This is a genomic window from uncultured Mailhella sp. (genome assembly GCF_944324575.1).
In the GTDB taxonomy this organism is placed as follows: domain Bacteria; phylum Desulfobacterota; class Desulfovibrionia; order Desulfovibrionales; family Desulfovibrionaceae; genus Mailhella.
Genome location: NZ_CALUWV010000033.1, coordinates 1 through 25,917, shown reverse-complemented (window position 1 = coordinate 25,917; position 25,917 = coordinate 1). Strand labels below are relative to the sequence as shown.

Below are 25,917 nucleotides of genomic sequence, written 5' to 3'. Positions count from 1 at the left end.
TCGAAGCTGTTGCCGAAGAGCACCACGTTGCCGCCGAAGCGGCGCACCGCATCTACCTTGATGTCGGGGGTGGTCTTCGGCATGACGATGGTGGCCTTCACGCCGAGCCTGGCGCCGGAGAGGGCGCAGCCTTGGGCATGGTTGCCCGCCGAGGCGGCGATGATGCCGCGCTTCTTTGCTTCCTCGGGAAGCCTGGCAATCTTGTTGTACGCGCCGCGCAGCTTGAAGGAGTGCACGGGCTGGAGATCTTCACGCTTGAGGCTGACGCGGCAGCCCATGCGCTCCGAAAGTTTTTCCATGTACTCGAGCGGCGTCACGCGGGCCACGTCGTACACGGGGGAAAGAAGTATTTTGCGCAGATACTCTGCGGGGGTCGGATGTTCGGTGGACATCGGGGATCTCTCCTGTGCGCGCCTTTTGCGCGCCTTTGTGCGGCTGTTATGCTTCGCTGGATTTTCCGGGCTTGCGCAGGGCGTGCAACTCGTCGCGCGCGCACTCCCAGGTGGGTTCATGAAAGGCGGTTTCCCGGCTGGGGACGACTTCCACAAGGCTCGTCTGTCCGTTCACGGTCACGCGCACGCTTATCCGCTGCCCTTCCTCGGAGGCGCGGCAGGCCTTGGGGGAATAGGAGGCCACAAGCGAGGCCGCCTCGCGCACGGCCTCCGCGCTCCACGGGCGCGAGCTTCTGCCGAGCGCGATGGGGCCGGGGAATCCGGCCACCTTGAAGTGGACGTCGCCTTCGCGGATGAGGTCGGCGTAGATTTCGTTGTCGAACTTGTGGCGGCCTATGGTGAGCCAGAATTCGTCGTGCCAGAACTGACGGCCCACGTCGGCGAGCCTGAAGTCGTTCACGTCCGGGGCGTCGATGCGGGAGAGCACGGGCCAGAAGCGGCGGGTGTTTTCCTTTTCCGTGAGCTTGCAGCCGCCGCCGGGCGTGGGAATTTCCCGTATGCCGAATTTTTCGGCAAGGGCGAGCTGTTCCTTGCGGCCCCGGCCGTTCAGCGCGAGAAGGCGCGAGCGGTCGATGAGGCCTTCCTCTTCGGGCCTTGTGGGGTCAAGAAGCTGCGCGCAGAGGGGGCGCACCAGAATGTCGCGCACGTCGGCGTCGCGGCGGATGACGTTGAGCGTGTCGCGCCGCTGCGACATGGGGCGCTGACCGAGCACTTCGCCGGACACGAGAAACTTTGCGCCGTATTCTTCCATGTGCGTTCTGGCGAGGCTCATCATGAGAATCTTGCAGTCCACGCAGGGGTTCATGGCGCTGCCGAAGCCGTGCGCCGGGCCCTTTTTGAGCATGTCCACGAAGGGAGCGGAAGCGTCCATGGCCGTGATGTCGAGGCCGTAGACCTCCTGCCAGTGCTCCACGCGGCCGGGATGGCCGAAAAAGGGCGAGTAGAAGTGCAGGCATTTGATGGTCCTGCCCTGTTCCATAAGCAGACGGGCGGCCAGGATGCTGTCCAGGCCCCCGGAAAAGAGCGCTATGCCGTCATAATTTTTCATGACTCTTTAGATAGATGGTATGCGGCGCGCTGGCAAGTGTTTCTCTTGCTCCCCGGACGGGCTTTTGCTAAGGTTCCCTGTCTGGGGTCCTTTCCTTTTCGGAAAGGGGCCCTTCCGCACGGCGTGCGCTTTTTGCGCGGAGTCCTGCGCTCCACGAGCCGCGCGGCAATATTCTCTAATTCAGGAGATGTCATCCATGGCGAAGAAGCCTCTTGTTTCCGCGGAAGATGCCCGCCGCGAAGCGCTCAAGACAGCCCTCAGCACCATTGAGAGAAAGTATGGTCAGGGCGCGGTCATGAAGCTGTCCGACGGGGCGCACGTGCATGTGCCGGTCATTCCCACCGGTTCCCTCGGCCTTGACCTGGCGCTGGGCATCGGCGGCGTGCCGCGCGGCCGCGTGACCGAAATCTACGGCCCCGAATCTTCGGGCAAGACGACGCTCACGCTGCACATCATCGCGGAATGCCAGAAGATGGGCGGCGTGGCGGCCTTCATCGACGCCGAACACGCGCTTGACGTCTCCTATGCGGCAAGGCTCGGCGTGAAGACCGACGAGCTGCTCATTTCGCAGCCCGACCACGGCGAGCAGGCCCTCGACATTGCGGACATGCTGGTGCGTTCCGGCGCGGTGGACATTGTGGTCATCGACTCCGTGGCCGCCCTCATTCCTCAGGCCGAACTCGACGGCGCCATGGGCGAAACCCAGGTGGGCAGTCAGGCCCGCCTCATGTCGCATGCCATGAGAAAGCTCACCGGCACCATCCACAAGTCCCGCACCTGCGTCATCTTCATCAACCAGATACGCATGAAGATCGGGCAGATGGGCTACGGCAGCCCCGAAACCACCACCGGCGGCAACGCGCTCAAGTTCTACAGCTCCGTGCGCATGGACATTCGCCGCGTGCAGACCCTGAAGGACCGCGACGAGGCCTACGGCTCCCTTACCCGCGTGAAGGTGGTCAAGAACAAGATGGCCCCGCCCTTCCGCGAAGCCAAGTTCGACATCATCTGGGGCACGGGCATTTCCCGCGCCGGTGAAATACTCGACATGGCCGTGGACGCGGGCATTGTGGACAAGAGCGGCGCCTGGTACGCCTACGGCGACGAAAAGCTGGGGCAGGGCCGCGAGAGAGTGCGCGACATGCTCAACGAGAACATCGCCCTGCGCGATGAAATAGAAGCCAAGGTCAAGGAACATCTCGGCGTCGGCCTCGACATGACCGCTTCCGCTTCGTCCGCGCCCGTCGAGGACGAGGGCGTGCCCGGCGACGAGGACAGCTACGACGAGGGCTACTAGACCGCTCCGGCGCGCCGGAGCTTTCGCAAAAGGAGCGGAGGAGACTTCGGCGTTTTTGAACATTTCCGCCCGGCCTAGGGCCCGGGCGGGCCGCGCTTTCTGCGCGGAGCGTCTTCCTTCGGGAGACGCGGGCGCGAAGACGGGAGCGTTTCGCTTCGGTCTTCCGGCTCGGAAAAACGGAATGTTGCGGGGGAAGAAGATTCTTCCCCCGTCCTTATGAGGGCCGCGAGGCGGCCCATCGGGAGAATATATGCTCACTGCCAAGGAAATACGTCACAAATTTTTGGAATTCTTTGAAAAGAACGGTCACGCCATAGTGCCGTCCTCTTCCCTCGTGCCCAAGGACGACCCCACGCTGCTCTTCACCAACGCCGGCATGGTGCAGTTCAAGAAGCTCTATCTCGGTCAGGAGCGCCGCTCCTACCGCTGCGCGGCCACCTCGCAGAAGTGCCTGCGCGTGTCGGGCAAGCACAACGACCTTGAAAACGTAGGCCGCACCGCCCGTCATCACACCTTCTTTGAAATGCTGGGCAACTTCTCCTTTGCCTACTATTTCAAGCGCGAAGCCATTACCTTTGCGTGGAAGTTCGTCACCGAGGAGCTGCATCTTCCCGCCGAAAAGCTCTACGTCACCGTGTACGAGAACGACGACGAGGCTTACAACCTGTGGCAGGAAATTGCCGGCATGCCCGCCGATCACATCACCCGCATGGGCGAGAAGGACAACTTCTGGACCATGGGCGACACCGGCCCCTGCGGTCCCTGCTCGGAAATCTACATCGACCAGGGCGAAGACATGGCCTGCGGCCCCGACTGCGGCATAGGCAAGTGCGACTGCGACCGCTTCCTTGAAATCTGGAACCTCGTGTTCACCCAGTACGACCAGAAGGAACCCGGCGTGCGCGTGCCGCTCGAGCATCCCAACATCGACACCGGCATGGGCCTTGAGCGCATTGCCGCCGTGTGTCAGGGCAAGCGTTCCAACTTCGACTGCGATCTCTTTCAGGACATCATTCAGTACGCCGCTTCCATTGCGGGCGTGAAGTACAGCTTCTCCGCTCCCGACACCAACGACGTGGACACCGCGCTGCGCGTCATTGCCGACCACAGCCGCGCCGCCGCCTTCATGATCGCCGACGGCATTCTGCCTTCCAACGAAGGCCGCGGCTACGTGCTGCGCCGCCTCATCCGCCGCGCGCTGCGTTTCGGCACGCTCATGGGCCTGCACGAAGCCTTCCTTTACAAGACCGTGGGCAAGGTCGTGGAAGTCATGGGCGACGACTATCCCGAACTTCGCGAACACGCCGAATTCATTTCCCGCGTGGTGTTCGAGGAAGAAAACCGCTTCCGCGTGACGCTCGACAAGGGCCTTGCCATGCTCGACGGTGAGCTTGAAAAGCTTGCCGCCGAAGGGAAGACCGTGATTCCCGGCGAGGTGGCCTTCCGTCTGAACGACACCTACGGCTTCCCTCTCGACATCGTTTCCGACGTGGCCTACAAGCGCGGATTCACCGTGGACGAGGAAGGCTTTGCCGAAAAGATGCAGGAGCAGCGCGCCCGCGCCCGCGCGGCGTGGAAGGGCTCCGGCGAAAAGGACCTCGCCGCCCGTTTCCGCGGCCTGCTCGAAGAAGGCATGCAGACGGAATTCGTGGGCTACGACACGCTCAGGGCCGACAGCCGCATCGTGGCGCTTCTCGATGAAGACACGCTTGCCGTGGACAAGCTGGAAGGCGGAGCAAAGGGCTACCTTGTGGCGCTTCAGACGCCCTTCTACGGCGCGTCCGGCGGTCAGAGCGGAGACACCGGTTTCATTTCCACGGAAGAGGGCAAGGCCCGCGTGATCGATACCCTGAAGCCCATGCCCACGCTCACCGTGCAGCAGATCGAAGTGACCGAGGGCGTCATCCGTTCCGAGCAGGAAGTGGCTCTGGAAGTCACCGAAGGCGACCGCGTGGCAGCGGCCCGCAACCATTCCTGCACCCATCTTCTTCAGTCCGCGCTTCGCAAGGTGCTCGGCAGCCACGTGCATCAGGCCGGTTCCTCCGTGGGCCCTGACCATCTGCGCTTCGACTTCACCCACATTGCGGCCATGACCGATGAGGAAATTGCGGCCGTGGAGCGCGAGGTCAACGCCATGATCATGGCCGACTACCCCGTGACCACCCGCGTCATGGATCACGACGAAGCCGTGAAGTGCGGCGCCATGGCGCTGTTCAATGAAAAGTACGGCGACAAGGTGCGCGTGGTGAGCATGGGAGCCGAAGACGCCGATCCCTGCTCCATGGAACTTTGCGGCGGCACGCATCTTTCCCGCACCGGTCAGGCCGGTTCCTTCGTCATCCTGTCCGAAGGCGGCGTGGCCGCCGGCGTGCGCCGCATTGAGGCCGCCACGGGCTGGAACGCCTACAAGGTCATGGCCGAACGCCGCGCCGAGCTCAATGCCATAGGTTCTCTGCTCAAGGTTCGCTCCTCCGACTTCGCCTCCCGCGTGGAAGCCATGCAGAAGGAAATCAAGGCTCTGCACAAGGAACTCGACAAGGCGCAGGCCGCAAGCCGCGGCAACGTCATGTCCGCCGTGGAGGAGATTGCCGGCGTGAAGGTGCTGGCCGTGAAGGCCGGCGCCGTGAACGTGAAGGCGCTTCGCGAAATGATGGACGACGTGCGTTCCAAGATGCCTTCGGGCGTGGCCTGTCTCGTGGCGGAAGACAACGGCAAGGCGCAGATGATTCTTTACGTGTCCAAGGACCTGCATGACCGCTTCACCGCTCCCGCGCTCATCCGCGACGTGGCCGCGGCCATCGGCGGCTCCGGCGGCGGCCGTCCCGACCAGGCTCAGGCCGGCGGCAGCAACGTCGAGGGCATCGACGAGGCCTTCAGGATTCTGAAGCAGAAGATTGCCGGTTAGTCCGGTTTCATCGGGGGAAGGGGCGAGTGCTCCTTCCCCCTTTGTCTTTTTCCGGGGATTCCCGGAACGGACGGAGGAGATCGCCGGAGCGGGAGCGGGGCGGAACCGTGCATGACCGCCCGGCCCGTTGTCGCTTTTGAGTCGGGAGGAGTCCGTCCGTCGTTTTCAACGCAGGGAGAGAAGACATGCCGGAACTTCCCGAAGTGGAGACCGTGGCGCGCACGCTCGCGCCGCAGGTGTGCGGGCGGCGCATCACGGCCGTGACCGTGCTGAACCCCGGAACGTGGCAGGGCGAAGTGCCGGCCCCGGAGGTTGCGGACGGGGGATTCGTGATCACGGCCGCGGGCAGGCGCGGCAAGCTGCTTTTGCTGCATCTTTCCCGCGAGGCGGCCGTTTTGCCTGCCTCATGCCCGGAGACGGAGATTCCCGCGCCTTCCGAGGCTTCGCTCTGGCCGCTCGTCTATACGGCGGGGGGCGTTGTGCGCGGCCGTCCATCGCTTGACGGAAAAGAGCCCGGCGAGGTGACGGCGCTGGCCTTTCACCTGCGCATGACGGGGCGCCTTTTCGTGTATCCGCCGGAAACGGCGCCGGAAAAGCATACGCGCGTCGTCTTCACGCTCGATGACGGCAGGCTTCTTTTCTTCGACGACACCCGCAAGTTCGGGCAGGCTCGGGCGCTTTCGACGCGGGAAATGGCGCGATGGGAGTTCTGGCGTGAGCTCGGGCCTGAGCCTCTGGAAGTTTCGGACGAGGCATTTGCCGCGCGCTTTTCCTCGGGCCGGGCGGTGAAGGCGCTTCTGCTCGATCAGTCCGTGGTGGCGGGCGTGGGCAACATCTACGCCGACGAGAGTCTGTTTCGGGCAGGGATACGTCCGGACGATCCGGGGAAGTCGCTTTCGACGGAGCGTCTTTTCCGGCTTCGTCATGCGCTTGTGGACGTGCTGCTTGAATCCATACGCGACTGCGGCAGTTCCATCCGGGACTACCGCACGGCGAGGGGCGACGTGGGCGCATTCCAGAACCGCTTTCGCGTGTACGGCAGAGCGGGGGAGAAGTGCGTTTCGTGTGGTCGGAAGCTCGCCTCCGGCCGCGTGGCCGGACGCGCCACGGTGTGGTGCGCACACTGTCAGAAGAAGTAAGGGGCCGGGAGGGACCGTCCCCGGAGAAAGCTGCGCAGGGTTGTTTTTTCAGGGGCAGGGAAAAGGCCTTTTCCGCCTTTTCGTCGTCCGGGCTGGAGCGTCGGAAGTCAGGGAAGAGTCTTGCCCGCGCTGCCGTGCCGAAGTCGGCGCGGGATGAAGCTCTCTGTGGGAGCGTAAAGTGTCAGTCTGTCCTGTCTTTTGCGGACAGAAAAGGCGCTCCGCAGAAGACGGAGCGCCGAAGAGGTGAGCGGATGGTCAGGGAAGCGGGTGGAACTGATGCACCGTGGCTTTCCGTTTCGGCCGGGAGTCCGGCTTTTCTCCGGCAGGGGGAAAGCGTCGCCACGGGCTCATTCCGTCGGGGTTCTCTTCCCTGACAGGCGAGTGCCTGAGCGCCTCGCGTTCTTCCCACCTGGTATTGAAGAGCTGATTCTTGGCACGCACGGACTGAATGAGGGAAAGCACGATGGTCGCTTCCTCCCATTCCCGGGACGCGTCGAAGTTCTGCACGCGCTGCATGTACTTGTTCCACAGGGCCATGAGAGAAGCCTCGTCCATGGCGTTGAGCTGACGGGCCATTTTGAGCAGCATGTTTTCCATTGTCTTCCTCGCTTGTGAAGTCGCCTTGCTTATATCCCGCATGGACGGCGCGGGCAAATGAATTCTGCGTCACTTCCCCCGGGACGGCGGTCACGCGGCAATTTGCCCGCAGGCGTTTTTTATGATAAAAAGATAAACTCCCCAAGGAACGAATGTCGGACGACGTCTGTTCCCTCGCCTCGCGGCCCCGTGCCGCGGACGGTTCTCCCCAACATCTTTATCGCCGAGGCGGAGTTGACATGAGCGAGCTGAAAGATATGTACCGCACCATTGTTGCGGACGGATTCCCCGATACCATGACCATCACGCTGGGAGACAGCGTGCTTACCTATCACAAGCGCACCTGGGAAATGGGCGGCGAAGTTCGCGGCCTGCGCTATGGTGAAAATCCCGACCAGCCCGCGGCTCTGTATGAATTCGTGGAAGGCGAGAACAAGGTGGCCAATCTCAAGTGGCGCTCGCCCCGTCAGGGCATCGTGTCCGCGCTGACCGAAGCGCAGATGGTGCAGTCCGGCAAGCATCCGGGCAAGACCAACCTCACCGACGTGGACAATGCCTGCAACATTCTGCAGTACCTCACGAAGAAGCCCGCTGCCGCCATTTTGAAGCACAACAATCCCTGCGGCGCGGCATGGGCCGACAATCTGTTCGACGCGCTGAACAACGCCTTCTGGTGCGACCGCATCGCCGCCTTCGGCGGCGCGGTGGTGGTGAACCGTCCGCTGGACATGAAGTGCGCCGAGCTCATCGCTTCCCAGTATTTTGAAGTGGTGGCCGCTCCCGCCTTTGAGGAAGGCGTGGTGGACGTGCTCAAGGGCCGCAAGAACCTGCGCATTTTCGAACTGCCCGGTCTTGCGCATCTCGACGAACTGTGCGGCGTTCCCATGCTCGACTTCAAGAGCCTCACCGACGGCGGCATCGTGATGCAGAAGTCGTTTGTCAACCGCATCATGAGCGTGGACGACTTCATTCCCGCCACAGGAACCAAGAAGGACGGCACCGTGTTCACGGCGCGCAAGCCCACGGAACAGGAAGCGGAAGACCTGCTCTTTGCCTGGGCCGTGGAATCGGGCGTAACCTCCAACTCCGTGATCTTCGTGCGCAACGGCGCCACCGTGGCCATCGGCACCGGCGAGCAGGATCGCGTGGGCTGCGCGGAGCTCGCCATTCACAAGGCCTACACCAAGCACGCCGACGTGCTTTCCTTCAAGCGTACCGGTCTTTCCCTCTATGAGCTTCAGCAGAAGGCCCTTTCCGACGCCGAAGCCGCGGCTACGCTGGAAGAGATCAACCGCGAGACCCGGGAAGCGAAGGGCGGCCTCATCGGCTCCGTGGTGGTGTCCGACGGCTTCTTCCCCTTCCGTGACGGCGTGGACGTCGTCATGGCTCAGGGCGTGACCGCCATCGCCCAGCCCGGCGGCTCCATTCGCGACTGGGAAGTGGTGCAGGCCTGCAACGAGCACGAACCTCAGGTGGCCATGGTGTTTACCGGCCAGAGATCCTTCAGACACTGATGACGCAACATGCCGGGGAGGCTCGAGCTTTCCCGGCATTGTCATGGATGCCTCTCTTCATGTCTCCCATCGCGACCGGGGATGCATGACCCTGTTTTCATCCGTGGCAGGCCGCGCACGTTTTTTTGAGGCCGCCCGCAAGGTTCGGGCTGTCCCGACTTTCGGCCTTCCCCCTTCCCGTTCGACGGCGCGCAGACGCAGCGTCCTCCGGGCTGCCGGGGCCGGTCTGACCACATTTGTTTTTTCAGGAATGGAGACATGGCATCGCATATTGTGCAGAATCCCTCCGCGGGCTGTATCGTGAAATTCATGCAGGGCAACGAACCCCAGATTGCGTGGGTGATGGAGGAACAGAAGGGCAAGCTTCGCCTTTTTCTGCCCAACCGCCGGGAGACCACGCTGTCTCCTTCGCGCATTCTTCCCTGGGCCGGCCCTTCCTATCCCGCGACGCAGAGCAAGGATGCGGTCGTCGAGCTTCTGAACAGGCACCGCGAGCGTCGCGAACGCCTGGCCTCCGAAGTTGCGCCCATGGAACTGTGGGAAATGGCGCAGGGCGAAATGGAAAGAGCTCCGGCCGAGTGGTTTGCCGAGCTCGGTTACACGAGTCCCGACGCCGACGCCGTGGCGGCCTGCGGCAGGGCTCTTCTGCAGTGCAAGACGCATTTTCGCTTTCAGCCGCCGGAATTTGAAATTTACGATGCCGCCACAGTGGAATCGCGTCGCCAGGCCGAGGAGGCTGCGCGCGTGCGCGAAGCCATGGTGTGCGGAGGCGCGGACTGGTTCCGTCGTCTGTGGGAGGCGCGCATAGGCCGTCATCCCGCTCCGGATGCTTCCACAGCGCCGGAAGAGCCCGTGCGGGGCAGGCTCGAAAAAATGCTCCGTGCCCGCATGAGGGACCCGGAAACCGTGGAGGACGAGGCGCTCTGGAAGCAGGTGACCAAGGGACTGCCCGACGATCCGCATCTTGCGCTTCTGCTCGCCATGACCTGGGGACTTGTGCCCGAGCATTACAACTTCTGGCTCGACCGCGCGGACTATGAGTCCGGCACGGCGTGGGAAGAGCCTCTTGAGTCGGAAACGCAGGAGCTCATCCGGGCCGTGGAGGAGGGCGGGAGTCTGCCGCCCGCCGAGGATACGGTCTTCATCAGCATAGACAGCGCGACCACCCGCGACATCGACGATGCCTTTTGCATCGCTTCTGCCGCCGACGGCGGCTGGGATGTGGAAGTGGCGCTCGCCTGTCCCGCATGGTTCTGGAATTTCGACAGTGCTCTCGGCAAGGCCGTGTTCCATCGCGCCACAAGCATTTATCTGCCCGAAGGCAACTGCCACATGATGCCCGAAGCTCTCGGCGAGGGCGCGTTCAGTCTGTTTGAAGGGCAGGCCAGGCCTGCGCTCGTGGTGGGCGCGCACGTCGCCCCCGACGGAACGCTCGGCGAGGGCTCCTTCCGCTTTTCCACCATAAAGGTGGCGAAAAATCTCAATTACCCCGACTGCGAGGCCGCGCTGGACGGAGTAGAGAACGCCGCTTCGCCCTTTGTGGAGTCCCTGCGCCTTGCCGCAGCCATGAGCGACAGGCGGCTGGCCAGTCGCGTGGAGCACGGCGCGGTGATCATCGAGCGGCCCGAAATAGACTTCGAGCTTGAGGGCGAGGGCGCGGATATCACGGTGAAGCTGAGGCCGTATCCTGCCGCGCCGCGGGCGCAGCTTCTTGTGGCCGAGCTCATGGTGGTGGCCAACGCCGTGCTGGCGGAATGGGCCGTGAAGAACGACGTGCCCCTGCTTTTCCGCACGCAGGACGTGGCCGTGCCCAGAGAATACGCCGGCGTGTGGAAGAGCGCGCCGGACATTGCCCGGGTGGTGCGCATTCTCGTGGCCGCCTCGCTCGACGTGGTGCCGAGGCCGCACGCGGGCATGGGGCTTTCGGCCTACAGTCCCGTCACCTCGCCGCTCCGCCGCTTTACCGACCTGGTGAATGAGGCCCAGCTTCTGAGCGTGCTCACCCGAGGAAGCGTGCGCTGGTCCCGCGAGGAGCTTTCGGACATGCTCATGCATCTTTCCATACGCCTTGAGGCCGCAGGGCAGGTACAGCGCTTCCGTCCGCGCTACTGGAAGTATCTCTACATTCAGCAGCAGGCGAGGGCCCACGGCGATGAGTGCTGCTGGAAGGCCGAAGTGGCGGAGGAAAACGACATGTGGGTAAGCGTGAGCCTGCCTGAGGTACAGCTCGGCCTGCGCGGCAAGCGTTCGCTTTTCGGAGAAAAGGTCTTTCCCGGGCAGGAACTGCACGTTCGCCTCGGCAAGGTGAATCCCCTGAGAAATGAGGCCGTCATCCTTGACGTGAGGGAATGCTGAGCCTTTGGGCCGCGTTCCGTTGAGGCGTGACACAACAGCGAATCTTTTTCTGGAAGTTCCAAGGAGAAAGAATGTCGTCAGCCCGAAGGTTTGCTTCTCTTGTGACGTGCTGCGCTCTTGTGGCCTGCACGGGCCTATCTGCCTGCGCGCCGAAAAAGCAGGACGCCCTGCCGGACATGGACAATGCGCTTTCTCAGGAAGAGAAGGACGTTGACTCGACCCTTGCGCTCGACAGGGAACTGTATCTGGCCACCATGTCTCCGGGAACGCTGGTGGAGAGCGATTCTCTCAGCGTTTCCGAGCTTGCTGAGCATCGCGCGCCCTACGGCGACTCCCTTGAACTCACTTCGGATCCCTCTTCCTGGCAGCTTCCTTCCGGTCTTCTTCAGATGGAGGGAGGCATGAGCGAGGGGGGACAGTGGAACATGCCGGAGCCGGGCAGCAGCGAGGCGCGACGTCTGGCGGAGCTGAATACGAAGGCGGCGCTCTGTTCCACGGGAGAGACCGTGTGCATCACCTCGCCCTACGGCGTGCGGCGTTCGTCCCGTCGTTCTCACAAGGGCATAGACATACGCGCCCCTCTGGGGTCGCCCATCATGGCGTTTCGCAGCGGCGTGGTCATCTGTGCGGAGTATCACCGCAGCTACGGCTACATGGTGGAGATACAGCAGGATGACGGCATTGTTTCCCGCTATGCTCATATGAGCCAGATACTTGTGCACAAGGGCGACAGAGTGGCCCCGGGACTCATGATAGGACGCGTGGGTTCTACCGGTCGTTCCACCGGGCCGCACCTGCACTTTGAGCTTCTTCTCGACAACAGGCAGATGAATCCCATGACCTATCTGCCCACGCCCAAGCAGGTGGTCACCAAGGGCACGGAGGCGGACGCCGCCGCAGCCCGTCAGGCGCTCTCAAAGTCCAAGCGTTCGAGCTCCAAGAGCAAGGCGACGAAGACTTCCTCGAAAACGAAGAAGTCCTCGGTACGCAAGACCTCGTCGAGCAAAAAATCGTCGGTCAGCTCCTCGAAGAAGACCTCTTCTGCAAAGAAGACCGCCGTCAAAAAGACGTCTTCGCAAAAGACGTCCTCGACAAAGACAAAGCAGAGCACGGCGAAGAAGTAGCGGCGAGAGGTCGCATCTGCCGCCTTTTTTCTCTGACAGGAAAAGGAATGAAGCAACGCCCGGCACGAGTGGATAGTGTCGGGCGTTGTTCTGTCCTGCGCTGCGGGCGCGGAGGCTTGCCGCCGAAGGGCGGATGAAGAAAGGGGAAGACCCGGGATTCCGGTCTTTCCCGGGCCTTCCGGCATCCGTCTGAGAGACGGAAGCCTGCTTCATCGGAAGGCTGGAGCCTTTTCGTCAGGCGACGGAAGTGAGATCAATGTTGAAGAGTCTGGCGGCGTTCCTGTAGAGAATCTTGTCCAGAACTTCCGAGTCGCCGAACAGCTCCATGAACTTGTCCACGCAGGGCTTGAAGGGCATGAGCGGATAGGCGGAACCGAACAGGAAGCGATCCTGCATGAAGCCTTTGGCCGCGGCGACGTAGTCGGCCGTGCCCACGCCCGTGAGCAGGTACATGTCGGGCCCGAGAAAGATGTTGGTCTGCCAGAAGCAGGCGCCGAGCAGCACCTGAGCCCAGGGCCAGCCGCCGTGCGAGACGTAGAAGTTCACGTCGGGGAAGTCGCGGGCAATGTTGGTGATGATTTTCGGGTCGCTGTAGGTGGTGTCGGGGCCGGCTCTGCCGCCTATCATCAGCATGACGGGAATCTTGTGTTCCGAGCACTTCTCATAGATGGGATAGATGCGGCGGTCGTTGGCGTACCACGGCGTGCTCATGGAGCCGGGTTCGATGTTCACGCCCTTGAGCGGACCGTTGACCACGTAGGTGTCGATGTCCTTGATGGCCTGTTCGCGGTTTGAAGGGTTGATGCCGGCAATGCCGATGAATTTTCCCTTGAAATGCCGCACCATGTCGACGACGCAGTCGTTGCTGACGTTGTAGCGGAAATGACCGTTGCGGCCCGGGGCTATGCCCATGCTTATGCCGGCGTCTTCCATTTCCTTCAGCATGAGCGTTTCGGACTTGGCGCGGACGGACGGCGGAATGTCCATGCCCATTCTTGCGGTGACGCCGGTGGGATTTTCCACCTGCCTGAGAAACTCGTCGTACATGGGACGGCATCGGGCGTCGATGATCATGCGTGTTCTCCTTCCTGAGCCGGAGAATTGCGCGCCGTCCGGGCATCAGGGAACGGACGGCGCGCAGGGAATCACAGGCCGAGCAGCTCGGCGGCGTTGTCGTAGAGGGAACGCTGAAGCGCCTCGTATTCCAGACCGCGTTCGTGCCAGTTCTCTATGCACTGGGCAAAGCCGCGTATGGGGTAGCTTGAGGCGAACAGGAAGCGGTACTTCAGGAAGGAGTTGGCCGCATGGGCATAGGCTTCAAACATGGGCATGTGGCGCACGTAGAAGTAGGCGTCGGGTGAGAGGTACACGTTCTTGCAGAGCAGGGCGACGCCCACGGCTTCCTGCACCTTGGGCCAGCAGCCGTGCGCAAACACGAAGTTCACCTTGTTGAACTTGCGGATGAGCGGCAGCATGGGCGTAGGATCGGTGTAGGAAAGGTCCGGTCCGCCGTACACGCTCATGGTCACGCTGACGATGGCGCCGAGCTGCTGGCAGAGGTCGAGAATGGGTTCCATTTTCGGGTCGTTGCCGTAGATGGCCGGAGCGTTCCAGCCCGGATCGATGGCGATGCCCTTGAAGCCCCAGTCCCGCACGCACTTTTCTATTTCTTCCAGCGCGGTGGGAGAATGGGGGGAGATGCCCGCAAAGCCGGTGAAGCGGCCGGGGTATTTCTGCGTCAGTTCGTAGACGTGGGCGTTGTCGGTGTCGCCGTACACGGCGCTGCGGGTCTGGCGGCCCATGATCACGCCGTGAACGACGCCGGCCTCTTCCATTTCCTTGACCATGAGATCGATGTCGGCCTGATCCACGGAGGGGACGGGGCGGCGTTCAAAGCCGGTGGGGCGCACGTCCTTGGGCGTGGCGGGAACCACGTTCTGCCAGTTCTTGACGATCTTGAGGTCCATGAAGCTCTTGTAGGGAGGGCGGATGCGGAAGTCGATAACCATCATTGAATCCTTTGAATGAAAAGGGGATGAACCCCGTCGCTGTGAGAGAAAAAGGCAGGGGCGGCCGGTGCCGCCCCGCAGAGCATTACTTGATCAGGCCGACTTCGCGGTAGTACTTTTCCGCGCCGGGATGCAGGGGCAGGATCATGTCGGTAGCCATGGTCTTGGGATCCATGGTGTTCCAGGCGGGCTGAATGATGGCGAGTTCCTTGTAGCCTTCCACGAGGGACTTGGTGACCTTGTAGGCGTCTTCTTCAGACACGCCCTTGCGCATGATGATGACGGAGTTGTCGACGAGGCAGGGGATGTCTCTGCCCACGGCGCCGCCGAAGAAGCTGCCGGGCAGAACGCCCACGCTGAGGCCGGACTTTTCGGCGACGGCCTTGAGCACTTTTTCGGAAATGCTGAGCCACTTCACGTCGGCGCTGAGCACCATTTCCTGAAGCTGGCTGGGTTCGCCCGCACCTACCTTGAAGGCGACGTCGATGGTGCCGTCCTGCATGAGGCTGACGAGGTCGTTGTTGGATACGCCGGAAACGTTGCCGCCCCACTTTTCGATGTCGTCATAGGTCAGGCCGTATTCGGCGAGAATGCGCTTGCCTATTTCATGATGCATCTGACCGGGCTTGCCGCGGTCGAGCTTGAAGGGGATCTTCTTGGCCAGAAGCTCGTCGAGAGAATCCACGGGAATCTTCTTGGAGCAGATCACGTGGAAGCGGGTGAGATCGCGCAGATTGGCGATGGAGGTCAGGTTGTTCATCTTCTTCTTGTAGGGAGCCGTGCCGGTGACGGCAGAGTAGGTGTTCAGGCTCTGCGTGACGGTGATGTCGCCGGAGTTGGCTTCCAGACGCATGGGATTGGAGGAAGAGGAGCCCTGCAGGATGTTGAACGTGCTGCCGGGATAGCGGTCGTTCACGAGCTTGCCTATGCCGGCGAGGCCGACGTTCCAGGTGCCGCCCATGTTGGCACCGCCCACGGCTCGGAGGCTGACGGGAGACTTGTCTTCCGCGTAGCCTGCGGTCACGCCGAGGCTGAGGGTCAGAACGAGAGCTGCGGCCGTGGAGAAAAGACGTTTTGCGTTCATGAGAAACTCCTTGGTTTTCAGTCGTTGTCGAAGAGGCTGCCGCCCGAAGACGGGCGGCAGGGAATCTACGCGTGCTGCACGCGCTTTTTGCGGAAGAGCTGCGAGATGATAGCCAGAGCGAGGGCGGTCACGCCGATGGCGTCGCTGAAGGCGCCGGGAATGAGCAGGCTGACGGCGGCCACCATGAGGATGGCGCGTTCCGGCCAGGTGGCGCTGATGATGAACCAGCCCTGAACGGCGCCGGCAAGGCACACCACGCCCATGATGGCGGTGATGACGGCCATGATGACGACGGGCACTTCACCCATGAGCAGCATGGCGGGGTTGAAGATGAACACGAACGGCACGATGTAGGCGGCAATGGCCAGATAGAAGGCGGTCCAGCCGGTCTTCATGGGCGGAGCGTCGGCGATGGAGGCGCCGGCGAAGGCCACCTGACAGGTGGGAGGCGTGATGCCGGAGGTGATGGCGAAGTACATGACGAACAGATGGGCGGCCAGCACGGGAACGCCGGTCTGCACCAGCACGGGAGCTCCGAAGGTGGCCACGAGAATGTAGGCGGGCAGGCTGGGAAGACCGAGACCGAAGAGCAGACAGGCGATCATGAGGATGATGAGGAACAGGGTCATGTTCAGCTTGGCAAGCTCGGTCATGATGTTCACGAAGCCGAAGCCGAAGCCCGTCATGGTGACGACGCCGATGATGATGCCGACGCAGGCGCAGCAGGCGGCGATCATGAGCATGTTGGAAGCCGTGTTTTCCAGAATTTCAAAGACCTTGCCTACGGTGAGGCGGGTATCCTTGCGGAAGAAGGAAAGGATGAGGGCGCTCACCGTGCCGGACACGGCGGAGAAGACCACGCTGCGGCCGGCAAGCATGGTGCCGATGAGAATGATGAGGGGCAGGAGATAATAGAGCTTCTTGAGGATTTCCTTCTTGGGCGGGATCAGCTCGGGCGGCGTGGTGCCGATGTTGGAGCGATGGGCCTCAAAATGGATCATCATGAAGAGGCTCGCGTAGTAGAGTATGGCGGGCAGAAGGGCGGCCTTGCACACTTCAAGGTAGCTCACGTTGGTGTATTCGGCCATGACGAAGGCGATGGAGCCCATGACCGGGGGCATGATGAGGCCGCCGGAGGAGGCCACGGCTTCAACGGCGCCGGCGAAGTGCGGCTTGTAGCCGACCTTCTTCATGAGCGGAATGGTGAAGATGCCGGTGGCGTACACGTTGGCCACGGCGGAGCCGGACACGGAGCCGAACAGGGCGGAACCGAAAATGGCGGCCTTGGCAGGGCCGCCCTTGGCGTTTTTGGTGAGCAGGCAGACAAGGTCGATGAACACGCTGGAAAAGCCCACCTTGTCCAGCGTGGCGCCGAAGAGGATGAACAGGAAGATCACGCTGGCGGAAGCGCCGATGGAGGATCCCCAGATGCCGTCGCTCAGCAGGTAGAGGGATTCGATGATGCGGTCGAGTTCAAGATAGAGGTGACCGAGGTTGCCGGGAAGAAGATGTCCGAAGAAGGCGTAGACCAGCGCCACGAGGGTGACGATGACGAGCGACCAGTCGGAAACTCTGCGCACGGCTTCCATGATGCAGAAGCAGAGACCGACGCCGAGCACGATCTGCAGCGGTTCGACTTCGTCGACCTGAGGCATGCGTTCGGCAAGTTCGGGCTCATAGAGGGCGATGTACCCGCAGGCCACGACGCTGAAGGTAAGAAGAAAGAGATCCCATGCCAGCACCCAGAGCGGTTCGGGACGGGGATGCTTCTTCCATTCGTGCACCGGCGGCCGCCAGAGGAAGATCAGCGCGAGAATGATGCCCACGTGAACGGAGCGGATGACCATGGGGTCGAGGATGACGATGCCGAGCGACGTGCACAGCTGGAATATGCACAGAATCGTGGCAAGAGCGAGAATGATGGGGCGCAGCTTCTTACGTTCAAACATGCGGACTCCGGAAGAAACGTCTTTTTCCCGCGTCGCCCGTCATGCTGCGGTCGGACGGCGCGGGAAAGGTTGGAAGGTCGGGGTTACAGGGAGCAGACCGCGCGGTGGGCGGCATGGATGGCGTCCATGATCTTGCCGGGCCGCACGCAGTCGCCGAGAGGCGTGAAGGGAATGTCCGCGGCGGCCAGTTCCTGGCACAGCGCGTTGTTCGCCCTGTAGCCGAGGGCAAGCACGATGGCGTCGCAGGGGGGAAGCGCCCGTTCGTTGCCGTAGGCGTCCTTGACGGTGACGACGCCCTCGCCGTTCATGCTCATGACCTGCGTATTGAGCAGGAATCTGACGCCGTGTTCGCGCAGACTCTTCAGCAGGAACTTGCGGGCCCTGGGATGCATGTCGGGCGCGAGCGCGGAGCGCAGTTCGAGCACGGTGACGCTCTTGCCGAGCATGGCGAGAGCTTCGGCCGTCTCGCAGCCGACGAGACCGCCGCCGAGAATGAGGACGCTGCTGCCCTCGGGCGTGTGCCTCAGAGCGTCTTCGGCCGTCACGGCGACGCCTGCGGCCATGGCTTCTGCGGCGAATCCGGGACGGACGGCTCCGCTGCCCGTGGCCACGAGAATGGCGTCGGGCTTCATGTTCGCCAGTTCCTGCACCGTGGCGGCATGGTCCTTCATGACGGTGACGTTTGACTTCTCAAGTTCGCGCACGAACCAGTTCTTCAGACGGACGAGCACGTCCTTGTGGGGAGGAAGGGCGGCGGCGTTGAGCAGACCGCCGAGCTCGAGGCTCTTTTCCATGAGCGTGACGCGGTGGCCGCGGGCGGCGGCGCTCAGAGCGGCTTCCATGCCGGCGGGGCCTGCGCCTATGACCACGACGCTGCGGGGCGAGGCAACGGGGGCCGTGGGAAGTATGCCTTCGCTGCCGGTGCGGGGATTGACGGCGCACACGATGGGCTTGCGCTGGCCGAGACTGCCGTTGCAGCCTTCGTTGCAGCCCACGCAGGGCAGAATGTCCTTGTCGCGGCCTTCCATGAGCTTGACGGGCAGATCGGGGTCGGCAATGAGGGCGCGGCCCATGGTGACCATGTCGGCCTGACCGGAAGAGAGAATGCGGTCTGCCGTCTCGCGGGTAAGAATGCGCCCGGCCACCGATACCAGGGCTCTGCCGTCAAGCGCGGCGCGTATGCGTCCGGCGCTTTCGGCGTTCCAGCCTTCGGGCAGGCAGGGTGGCGGCCCGGTGAATTCGTTTGATTCGGAAAGACCGGCGCTCACGTGCACGAGATCGACGCCCGCTTCGGCCACGTCGCAGGCAATGCGGCAGGAAAGATCGACGGTGATGCCGCCGGGCAGAAATTCGTCGGAGCTCAGGCGGAAGAAGATGACCATGTCCTCGCCCGCCGCCTCGCGGACGCGGCGCACCACTTCAAGGGGAAAGCGCATGCGTTTTTCGTAGGAGCCGCCGAACTCGTCGGTGCGGCGGTTGAACAGCGGCGACATGAACTGCGAGATGAGATAGCCGTGGGCTCCGTGGATTTCTATGACGTCGAATCCCGCTTCCCGGGCTCTTCTCGCGCCTTCGGCAAAGGCGTCGATGAGCATGTATATTTCGTCCGTGTCCAGCACCCTGGAGTTTTCATAGGGCGTGCGTCCGGGCACGAAGGAAACCAGAGGAATGGACTGACCCGACGCGTCGGGGCGGACGAGACGGCCGGCGTGATTGAGCTGAACGCCCGCGAGACCTCCGGCTTCATGGATGGCATGCGTCAGATGGGAAAGGCCTCTGACGTAGTAGTCGGAAGCGATGTTGACGCCGGGGAAGTAGCTCCGTCCGGAGTCGTGGACGCTGGTGGCTTCCAGCATGTTCAGTCCCACGCCGCCGCGGGCGCGGGCTTCGTGATAGCGGATGAGCTTTTCGCTGACATCGCCGTTTCTTCCCGCATAGTTCGTCACCATGGAAGGCATGACGATGCGGTTGCGGAAGGTGGTGCGGCGTATGGTCAGCGGGGAAATGACGCTGATGGTATGCATGGACTTTCCTGTTTTGGTTTGTGAGTCCGTCCCGCGGGAGAAGGCGGCTCATGGCGTGAAACGTTTCTCCCGCGGGACTTCCGGTCTGCGCGGGGCAGGCCGCCGATGCTACATTTCTCCCAGCAGGCGGGCGGCGTTGTCGTGCAGGGTGTTCTTGAGAGCCTCGTCGGTGAAGGCTCTTGCCTTCCAGCCTTCCAGAGCCTGTTCAAGGCAGCGCACGGGATAGCTCGAGGCGTAGAGAATGCGGTACTTCAGATAGGTGTTGGCCGCGATGACGTATTCTTCGGAAAGCGGGAAGTTCGGGATGTACAGGTAGCAGTCGGGCATGAGGTACACGTTGGGGCAGCGGATGGCGAGCGCGAGAGCCTTGTGCACGTGAGGCCAGCAGCCGTGGGGAACGACGATCTTGAGGGAGGGATACTTCAGAGCCACGTGCTGAATGGCGTCGGGGTCGGAGTAGGTGAGGTCGGGGCCGAGCATGAAGCTGCTCGTCAGGGAGACGATGAGACCGAGCTGCTGGCACTTTTCAAAGATGGGGTCGAAGATGGGATCATCGTAGAGCAGGGGCTTGCGCAGCCAGCCCGCGTCGAGGCCCACGCCGCGGAATCCGAGTCCGGCGCACTTCTCGATTTCCTCGATCATGCCGGGCAGGTTGGGATTCACGCCCGCGAAGGGGATGAAGCGGCCGGGATACTTCTGGCTCAGCTCGTAGATTTCGGCGTTGTCCACCACGCCGAAGTTGTCGGCCTTTCTGCCCATGATGACGGCGCGTTCCGTGCCGGTGGCGTCCATTTCGCCGACGAACATCTCAATGGAACCTTCAATGGCCGACACGTTGGGACGCTTGCCGATGGAGAATATGGTTTCCTTGGTGGGGTCGGTGACGGGAGCGGACTTGCGGAAGTTGAACGTGTTGAGATAGCCCTTGTAGGGAGGACGGACGCGGAAGTCGATGATCATGACGGTTCCTTTTATGGCTTTGGAAAAGAGGTTCGTGAAGAACGGGACGGGGGCCGGAAGCCCCGAACGGGCTGAAAATCCGGCGGCGTACGCCCCGATACGGGTTCTGCCTTTTTCCATAGCAAAAGCCGTGCCAAAACGAATAATTTTATAACATATTATTTTTATTTAAATTTTTGTCAATTTAAAAATATTGTTCCGTTTTGTTCATGTCCATTAAATTGACATGTCAAGAACTTGTGTGTCATGATATTTGACACAAAAAGGACATGGAGATGAGCATGGTGAGTCAGGACAGTTATCTGCAGTCCGAGGAGCGGCAGAAGGCCATCGTGGAGCAGAAGCGCATATTTCTTGCCGGCGGGAAGGTGGACGCTTCCGTGGTGTCCGACATGATTCTTCGTTCGTGGGAACGCAGCGTGGCCGCCCATGTGGATCCGGGCATAAAGGAGCGCCCGCGGGTGAGCGACAAGGCGCTCTCGGCCATTCTTGAGGAAAACGCCGATCTCATGGTCTGCGCGAAGGACATTCTTGATCAGATGTTCTCCACCATTCAGGAGGCGGTGAGCGCGCTCAGTCTCGTGAGCGCCGAGGGCGTGACGCTCTACATATCGAACCGCGTGTCCCACAAGGCCTACTATCCCGACGCGCTGGTGGGCAGCATCAACACGGAAGAGGCCCGCGGCACCAACGGCATAGGCACCTGTCTTGCCGAACGACGTCCCATAGAGATCATAGGCGCGGAGCACTTCCGGTTCAGCGGAGAGTGCTGGAGCTGTTCGGCCGCGCCCATCCTTTCCCACGACGGCAGGCTCATAGGGGTGCTCAACGTCACCCAGCCGCGCAAGCAGTATCACGCCCACACGCTCGGCATGGTCAAGGCGGCCGTGTGCGCCATATCCGAGCAGATGCGTCTGCGCAGCCTTCTTCAGCAGCGGGAAACCATCATGGAAATGCTGGACGACGGCGTGCTCGTGCTGTCGGCCTCGGGCAGCATCGACATCGTGAACAGGAAGGCTTCGGACATGCTCGGAAGAAGCGTTGCGGTCCGCGGAGACAATCTGCGCGACGTGCTGCGTCCGGGCGCGGTGCTCGACGAGCTTCTGCAGACGCGGGCGCACATTCAGGATCAGGAAATGCTTTTCCCGCTGAAGAGAGGGAACACGCTCGCGTGCTTTGTTTCCGTGCTTCCTCTTGCCGGAGGGGGCAGGGTGATCACCCTGCGCGAGGCCAAGCGCATGCGTCAGGTGGCCGTGCAGATGGCCGGCATCAAGCCCTCGTACACTTTCGACCGCATACTCGGCAGCTCCTCCGCACTGGTGGAGGTGCTGGATCAGGCAAGGCTTGTGGCCGGCAGTCACTCCACGGTGCTGCTGCTCGGCGAAAGCGGTACGGGCAAGGAGCTTTTCGCGCAGGCCATACACAACGCCAGTCCCCGCTCATCCCATCCCTTTGTAACGGTGAACTGCGGCGCGCTGCCGCGCAATCTCGTGGAAAGCGAGCTGTTCGGCTACAGCGAGGGGGCCTTCACCGGGGCGAGCCGTTCCGGAAAGCCGGGCAAGTTCGAGCTTGCGGACGGCGGCACCATTTTTCTTGACGAAATAGGCGAGCTGCCGCTCGATGCGCAGGTGTCGCTGCTGCGTCTTTTGCAGAACGGCGAGGTCACGAGGGTGGGCGGCAAGTACAGCCGCATCGTTTCCGTGCGCGTGGTGGCGGCCACAAACCGCAATCTCGAGGAGGCCGTGCGCGACCGTTCCTTCCGTGAGGATCTGTATTACAGGCTCAACGTGTTTCCCATCAGTCTGCCGCCTCTGCGCGAACGCCGGGGCGACGTGGCGCTGCTCGCCCGGCATTTTCTGCACAAGTTCGCCCTCGGCATGGGCAAGACCGTGCCCGACTTCACGGAAGGTGCGCTTTTCCGCATGGAACGCTATCAGTGGCCGGGCAACGTGCGCGAGCTGGAAAACATGGTGGAGCGCATGGTCAACATCGTGAAGGACGGGGAGTTCGTGGACGAGTCCTGTCTGCCGGCCGCCATACTCCGGAGCGGCGAGACGGAAGCGTGCTTCTCTCCGGGCCGCAGCGGACCTTCTTCCGAAGCCGGTCTTCTGGCCGCGAGGGAGACGGAAAGCATCATAGGGGCGCTTCGTTCCACGAAGGGAAACATGCGGGCCGCGGCGGCGCTGCTCGGCGTGTCGCGCGGCGGATTGTACCTTAAAATAAAGCGTCTCGGCATCAACGTGAACGAGTGGAGAAAATGACGGACACGCCCTGTGCGTGAAGGGGGAGCGGCATCATGCCGTTCCCCCTTTTTGCTTTTCATGCCTTCGTCTTCGGAACTGAACGTGTTTCCTGGCGCGAAGGCCTTTTTCTGCGCGTCCTTTGGCGGGCTCCGGGGGGGAGCGTACGTACCGCGTTCCGGAGTGTTCCGCCGGGCTCTTCTTTTCCCGTCTTTTTCTCACGACGCGGAACATTATTACAATATCCCTCTCACGGGCCTCCCGATACGGTGATGACAAAGAGCGGCAGAACGCCGTTCTTCATCTCTATCAGAAGGAGGTCCCATGCACCTTACCCCGCGAGAAATCGACAAGCTCATGGTGCTGTCCCTGGCGGAAGTGGCGCAGCGCCGCAGGGAAAAAGGGTTGAAGCTCAATCATCCCGAGGCAGTGGCCATCATCACGGCCACGGCTCTTGAGGGCGCGCGCGCCGGAAAGACCGTGGAAGAGGTCATGAACGACGCGCGCAAGGCGCTCACCCGCGACGAGGTCATGGAGGGGGTTCCCGACATGATTCCCTTTGTGCAGCTCGAGGCCGTGTTCACGGACGGCAGCCGTCTGGTCACTGTGCACGATCCCATAAGCTGAGAAGCACCTTTCGTTCCGGCAGAGGGTTCGTTTCCTTCACGCCGGGTCTTGTCCCGGCACAACACAGGCAGGCACAGCAATGGCAGATTCGCCCAAGGCTCCCGTCGGCGGATGCATTTTCGCCGCAGACCCCATCACGTTCAACGAGTCCAGGCCTTCCGTGACGCTCAAGGTGCGCAACACCGGCGACCGTCCCATTCAGGTAGGCTCCCATTTCCACTTTTTTGAAGTCAACCGTGCGCTCGAGTTCGACCGCGCCGCAGCCTACGGCATGAGACTGAACATTCCTTCCACCACGGCCATGCGTTTTGAGCCGGGCGACGAGAAAACGGTTTCGCTCGTGCCCTACGGCGGGCTCTCCGGCGTATACGGCTTCAACAATCTTGTGGACGCCTGGACCGGCGACGAGCACGGCAAGGCGGTGAAGATAGCAAGAGCCCTCGCGCTCGGATTCAAGAGCGCGAAGCTCTGAGCGCCGGAGCGTTCATCTTCTCCCGTCAGCCCAGACGTGCCGTCTCACCCGTTTCGGCACCATGCGGATGGTTTTGCGCGCAAAAGCGCGCCGCCATGCCGGAACACGGCATTTTCCCGATGAAAACGGCTCCAAAGCAAGGAATGCGACATGCCCCAGATTTCAAGACAGGAGTATTCCAGCCTGTACGGCCCCACCGTGGGCGACAGAATCAGGCTCGGCGACACGGATCTTTATGTGGAAATTGAAAAAGACCTGCGCGGCTACGGCGACGAGGTCATCTACGGCGGCGGCAAGACGCTGCGCGCCGGCGAGGGCGGCGACTCCCGTTCCGTGCGGGACAACGGCGTGCTCGACCTCGTCATCACCAACGCCACCATCATCGACGCCGTGCAGGGCGTCATCAAGGCCGACGTGGGCATACGCGACGGCCGCATCGTCGGCATAGGCAAGGCCGGCAACCCCGCCATCATGGACAACGTGGATCCGCATCTCGTGGTGGGCAATGCCACGGACGCCATTTCCGGCGAACATCTCATCCTCACCGCGGGCGGTATCGACTCCCATGTGCATCTCGTGTGCCCGCAGCAGGCGCAGACCGCCATATCCAACGGCATCACCACCTTTTTCGGCGGCGGCATCGGCCCGTCCGACGGCACCAACGGCACCACCATCACGCCCGGTGCGTGGAACATCCACCGCATCATGGAGGCGGCCGAGGCGCTGCCCGTGAACCTCGGCATTCTCGGCAAGGGCCACGCCTACAATGAAGATCCTCTGCGCGAGCAGATAGAGGCCGGAGCCTGCGGCTTTAAGATCCATGAGGACTGGGGCGCCATGCCCGCCATCATCCGCGCCGCGCTTTCCGTGGCGGACAAGATGGACGTGCAGGTGTCCATTCACACCGACACTCTGAACGAGGCCGGATACGTGGAAGACACCATAGCCGCCATGGAAGGCCGGGTCATTCACACCTTCCACACCGAAGGCGCGGGCGGCGGTCACGCCCCGGACATCATCCGCGTGGCCGGACAGCCCAACGTGCTGCCGAGTTCCACCAATCCCACGCTGCCCTTCGGCGTGAACTCGCAGGCGGAACTTTTCGACATGATCATGGTCTGCCACAACCTGAACCACAACGTTCCCTCCGACGTGTCCTTTGCGGAAAGCCGCGTGCGTCCCGAAACCATAGCGGCGGAAAACGTGCTGCACGACATGGGCGCCATTTCCTGCATTGCCAGCGATTCCCAGGCCATGGGACGCGTGGGCGAAAACTGGATTCGCGCCATTCAGACCGCAAGCGCCATGAAGGCGGCCCGCGGCAAGCTGCCCGAAGACTCGGCGGACAACGACAATTTCCGCGTGCTGCGCTACGTGGCCAAGGTGACCATCAACCCGGCCATCATTCAGGGCGTGTCCCATCTCATCGGCTCCGTGGAAACGGGCAAGGTGGCCGACCTCGTGCTCTGGCAGCCGCAGTTCTTCGGCGCCAAGCCCTACATGGTCATCAAGGGCGGGGCCATAGCCTGGTCCATCATGGGCGATCCCAACGCCTCCCTGCCCACGCCGCAGCCCGTCATCTACCGGCCCATGTTCGGTTCCATCGGGCGCTGCCTGCAGTCCACCCGCTACACCTTCACTTCGCAGGCGGCCATGGAGCGCGGCATAGGCGAAAAGCTCGGCCTGAAGAGTCATCTTGAGGCCGTGCGCGGCATACGCAGTTTGACCAAGCAGTGCATGGTGCGAAACAGCCTCACGCCGCACATCGAGGTCAATCCCGAAACCTTCGCCGTCATGGTGGACGGGGTGCACGTCACGGTGCCTCCGGTCAGAAATGCCAGCCTGGCCCAGCTGTATTTCTTCAGTTAAGAGGCCGTGCAGGCACAAAGGCCCGTCTCGGCAGGACACGCTGTACGGGTTCGAGGCCTGCACGCTTCGGGGCAGGGCTTCGCCGCAGGTGAACTGCGTCGGCCCGGCCCCTCGCGCGGCATCCGCCTGAAGGCAGGATGCCGGAACATCTTCGGGCGGGCGTGTGCGTTACGCCGCAGGCACAAAGGCCCGTCTCGGCAGGACACGCTGTACGGGTTCGAGGCCTGCACGCTTCGGGGCAGGGCTTCGCCG

The 25,917-nt window shown here is 62.3% G+C and carries 19 protein-coding genes; 10 read left to right on the top strand and 9 right to left on the bottom strand.

Translation table 11 applies throughout. The features are described 5' to 3' along the window. Together Q0J81_RS05805 and Q0J81_RS05800 are read right to left on the bottom strand one after the other, a co-directional pair. The coding region (locus Q0J81_RS05805) for a pyridoxal-phosphate dependent enzyme (RefSeq protein ID WP_294446524.1) at window positions 1-392 on the bottom strand (392 nt) is incomplete at its 3' end. 46 nt (window positions 393-438) lie between these two features. Then, on the bottom strand, window positions 439-1,500 hold the full coding sequence (locus Q0J81_RS05800; protein WP_294446523.1) for a tRNA(5-methylaminomethyl-2-thiouridylate) methyltransferase: 1,062 nt from the start codon (window positions 1,498-1,500) through the stop codon (window positions 439-441). Window positions 1,501-1,696: 196 nt separating this feature from the next. Here Q0J81_RS05800 and recA point away from each other — a divergent pair, with 196 nt between their 5' ends. The 3 genes from recA (at window position 1,697) to mutM (ending at window position 6,841) form a co-directional block, all read left to right on the top strand. Beyond that, window positions 1,697-2,797, top strand: coding sequence for a recombinase RecA (recA, locus tag Q0J81_RS05795; protein ID WP_294446522.1), 1,101 nt, complete (start codon window positions 1,697-1,699; stop codon window positions 2,795-2,797). Between the two features lie 250 nt (window positions 2,798-3,047). Next, window positions 3,048-5,702: an alanine--tRNA ligase gene (gene alaS, locus Q0J81_RS05790; RefSeq protein WP_294446521.1), complete on the top strand. Its 2,655-nt coding sequence runs from the start codon at window positions 3,048-3,050 to the stop codon at window positions 5,700-5,702. Between the two features lie 185 nt (window positions 5,703-5,887). Then, window positions 5,888-6,841 (top strand): bifunctional DNA-formamidopyrimidine glycosylase/DNA-(apurinic or apyrimidinic site) lyase, encoded by a 954-nt coding sequence (gene mutM / locus Q0J81_RS05785; RefSeq protein WP_294446520.1) that lies wholly within the window; start codon window positions 5,888-5,890, stop codon window positions 6,839-6,841. Between the two features lie 255 nt (window positions 6,842-7,096). On the opposite strand, the gene Q0J81_RS05780 is transcribed toward mutM, so the two are convergent. Next, the gene (locus Q0J81_RS05780) at window positions 7,097-7,438 is read right to left on the bottom strand and encodes a hypothetical protein (protein ID WP_294446519.1); all 342 of its coding nucleotides are present in this window, start codon (window positions 7,436-7,438) and stop codon (window positions 7,097-7,099) included. 239 nt (window positions 7,439-7,677) lie between these two features. Between Q0J81_RS05780 and Q0J81_RS05775 the strand changes: the two genes are divergently transcribed. The 3 genes from Q0J81_RS05775 (at window position 7,678) to Q0J81_RS05765 (ending at window position 12,431) form a co-directional block, all read left to right on the top strand. After that, complete coding sequence (locus Q0J81_RS05775; protein ID WP_294446518.1) at window positions 7,678-8,952, top strand: IMP cyclohydrolase; 1,275 nt, start codon at window positions 7,678-7,680, stop codon at window positions 8,950-8,952. A gap of 258 nt (window positions 8,953-9,210) precedes the next feature. Continuing rightward, complete coding sequence (locus tag Q0J81_RS05770; protein ID WP_294446517.1) at window positions 9,211-11,307, top strand: ribonuclease catalytic domain-containing protein; 2,097 nt, start codon at window positions 9,211-9,213, stop codon at window positions 11,305-11,307. A gap of 71 nt (window positions 11,308-11,378) precedes the next feature. After that, on the top strand, window positions 11,379-12,431 hold the full coding sequence (locus tag Q0J81_RS05765; RefSeq protein ID WP_294446516.1) for a M23 family metallopeptidase: 1,053 nt from the start codon (window positions 11,379-11,381) through the stop codon (window positions 12,429-12,431). Between the two features lie 234 nt (window positions 12,432-12,665). Here Q0J81_RS05765 and Q0J81_RS05760 read toward each other — a convergent pair whose 3' ends face one another. The 6 genes from Q0J81_RS05760 to Q0J81_RS05735 all read right to left on the bottom strand — a co-directional run bounded on the left by Q0J81_RS05760 (window position 12,666) and on the right by Q0J81_RS05735 (window position 20,457). Then, a complete protein-coding gene (locus Q0J81_RS05760; RefSeq protein ID WP_294446514.1) occupies window positions 12,666-13,505 on the bottom strand; it encodes an amidohydrolase family protein in 840 nt (279 codons plus the stop codon). A 71-nt stretch (window positions 13,506-13,576) separates the two neighbouring features. Further along, window positions 13,577-14,443, bottom strand: a complete 867-nt coding sequence (locus Q0J81_RS05755) for an amidohydrolase family protein (protein ID WP_294446513.1) — start codon at window positions 14,441-14,443, stop codon at window positions 13,577-13,579. An 82-nt stretch (window positions 14,444-14,525) separates the two neighbouring features. Then, on the bottom strand, window positions 14,526-15,524 hold the full coding sequence (locus tag Q0J81_RS05750) for a TAXI family TRAP transporter solute-binding subunit (protein WP_294446512.1): 999 nt from the start codon (window positions 15,522-15,524) through the stop codon (window positions 14,526-14,528). 65 nt (window positions 15,525-15,589) lie between these two features. After that, a complete protein-coding gene (locus Q0J81_RS05745; protein ID WP_294446511.1) occupies window positions 15,590-17,473 on the bottom strand; it encodes a TRAP transporter fused permease subunit in 1,884 nt (627 codons plus the stop codon). Between the two features lie 83 nt (window positions 17,474-17,556). Then, complete coding sequence (locus tag Q0J81_RS05740) at window positions 17,557-19,497, bottom strand: NAD(P)/FAD-dependent oxidoreductase (RefSeq protein WP_294446510.1); 1,941 nt, start codon at window positions 19,495-19,497, stop codon at window positions 17,557-17,559. 108 nt (window positions 19,498-19,605) lie between these two features. Continuing rightward, window positions 19,606-20,457, bottom strand: coding sequence for an amidohydrolase family protein (locus Q0J81_RS05735; RefSeq protein ID WP_294446509.1), 852 nt, complete (start codon window positions 20,455-20,457; stop codon window positions 19,606-19,608). A 281-nt stretch (window positions 20,458-20,738) separates the two neighbouring features. Here Q0J81_RS05735 and Q0J81_RS05730 point away from each other — a divergent pair, with 281 nt between their 5' ends. The 4 genes from Q0J81_RS05730 (at window position 20,739) to Q0J81_RS05715 (ending at window position 25,665) form a co-directional block, all read left to right on the top strand. After that, window positions 20,739-22,718 (top strand): sigma 54-interacting transcriptional regulator, encoded by a 1,980-nt coding sequence (locus Q0J81_RS05730; RefSeq protein WP_294446508.1) that lies wholly within the window; start codon window positions 20,739-20,741, stop codon window positions 22,716-22,718. 303 nt (window positions 22,719-23,021) lie between these two features. After that, window positions 23,022-23,324, top strand: coding sequence for an urease subunit gamma (locus tag Q0J81_RS05725; RefSeq protein WP_294446507.1), 303 nt, complete (start codon window positions 23,022-23,024; stop codon window positions 23,322-23,324). 79 nt (window positions 23,325-23,403) lie between these two features. Continuing rightward, window positions 23,404-23,796: an urease subunit beta gene (ureB, locus tag Q0J81_RS05720; RefSeq protein WP_294446506.1), complete on the top strand. Its 393-nt coding sequence runs from the start codon at window positions 23,404-23,406 to the stop codon at window positions 23,794-23,796. Window positions 23,797-23,946: 150 nt separating this feature from the next. Beyond that, window positions 23,947-25,665, top strand: a complete 1,719-nt coding sequence (locus Q0J81_RS05715; RefSeq protein WP_294446505.1) for an urease subunit alpha — start codon at window positions 23,947-23,949, stop codon at window positions 25,663-25,665. The last annotated feature ends 252 nt before the right edge of the window (window positions 25,666-25,917 follow it).